This window comes from Paenibacillus timonensis, assembly GCF_022427145.1.
GTDB lineage: Bacteria > Bacillota > Bacilli > Paenibacillales > Paenibacillaceae > Fontibacillus > Fontibacillus timonensis.
On sequence record NZ_JAKSXN010000127.1, the window covers coordinates 1 to 1773 of the forward strand.

At 48.3% G+C, this 1773-nt stretch carries 1 protein-coding gene; it reads left to right on the forward strand.

Going from position 1 to position 1773, the window contains the following annotated elements; all coding sequences use genetic code 11:
• Window positions 1–129: 129 nt before the first annotated feature.
• On the forward strand, window positions 130–1689 hold the full coding sequence (locus MJ257_RS24465; protein WP_240271779.1) for an IS1182 family transposase: 1560 nt from the start codon (window positions 130–132) through the stop codon (window positions 1687–1689).
• Window positions 1690–1773 lie beyond the last annotated feature (84 nt).

A 1773-nucleotide genomic window follows, 5' to 3' on the forward strand; every position in this document is an offset into this window, starting at 1 on the left:
GAGGGTGTCCCAAAAGTCATCATAGATGACTGAGGGACGACCCTCTTTTCATTTCGTCAAACAAAAAGAAACCACTCTCTGGTAAAATGGAGGTACCACCCAACCATAAACCAAAAGGAGACGGTTTCTTTGTACATTCAATATACCATGGATCAACTTTACTTACCAATGGATTTAGAAGAGGACATCCCCGCAAATCACCTCGTTCGTGTAGTCAACGCTGCCGTCAATCGTCTCGACGACGCCATCTTCGACGTGGCTTACCCTGGAGGCGGACGGGACAGTTACCACCCCAAGATGCTGACTAAAGTCCTCATCTATGCCTATACGCAGCGCATTTACTCCTCTCGCCTCATTGCCAAGGCTGTCCGTGAAAATATCATGTTTATGTGGATTGCAGGTAGGCAACGTCCGGATTTTCGCACCATCAACCGATTTCGCTCCGAGCGCATGAAGAACGTATTAGAGACCGTATTCACGGCGGTTCTTCAATTTCTGGCCGAAGAGAACTACGTGAAATTGGATCATTACTTTGTAGACGGGACCAAGATCGAAGCCAATGCCAACCGGTATACCTTTGTTTGGGGCAAGGCCGTCGTCAAACAGAAGGCTAAGCTTCAGGAGAAGGTCCAGACCTTATTCGCCACCATTGAAGAAGCCGAAAAACAAGAAGAACGTATCCATGGAAGTCGGGATCTTCCCGAACTTGGTGAGGCCTCGGCGATCACTAGCGAAAGGCTGGAACAAGCCGTCAAAGAGCTGGAAGAACGCCTGCAGGAGAAACCTAAAGACAAACCGCTTAAAAAAGCAGTACGCGTCCTCCGCAAAGACTTGCTTCCACGACTTCAGAAGTATGAGGATCATGAAGCTATCTTGGGCAAGCGAAACAGCTACAGTAAAACCGATCCCGACGCTACGTTCATGCGCATGAAAGAAGATCATATGCGAAACGGCCAGTTGAAGCCAGGTTACAATGTCCAGATCGGCACTGAAAATCAGTTCATTCTTGGTTACAGTGTCCACCAGCGGCCGACGGATACCCGCTGTCTAATCCCTCATCTGGAGAAAATCAAAACTCAGTTTGGCAAGCTGCCAGGCACCGTCATTGCGGATGCTGGCTACGGTGGAGAAGAAAACTACGACTACCTGGAACAGAATCAGATCGAAGCCATCGTCAAATACAACACGTATCATCGTGAAAAAAGCAGGGCCTGGCAAAAGGATATCAGCAAGATCGATAACTGGACCTACAATAGCGAACACGATACCTGGACTTGCCTAATGGGACAAACCCTGTCATTTCGGCGCGCAAGCAAGGAAAGAACGGAGAGTGGCTACGAGATCGAATATCGTCATTACCGTAGTTCCAGCTGCGAAGAATGTCCGCTGAAGCCCCAGTGTACAAAAGCCCAGGGAAATCGGGAAATCAAAGTCAGCATGAAATATATACAGCTCAAGAATCAAGCAAGGCAAAAGCTTCGAAGTGAAGAAGGTTATGCTTTGGCGGTTAGACGAATGATTGAGCCGGAGCCCGTGTTCGGAGACGTGAAGAGCAATCGAGGATTTAAAAGATTCCTGCTTCGAGGCTTACAAAAAGTAAGTCTAGAGGTCGGGTGGCTTTCCCTTGCTCACAATTTGCTGAAGAAAGCAGCGGTGGACGCTAAAAACCAAGGAGCTAAGCGACGATAGGCCGCTTAGCCCCTTGGTTTTATCGGAAAGTCTTCCAATTTGATTAGCGAGGGTGTCTCAAAATTCACTTTTGGGACACCCTCT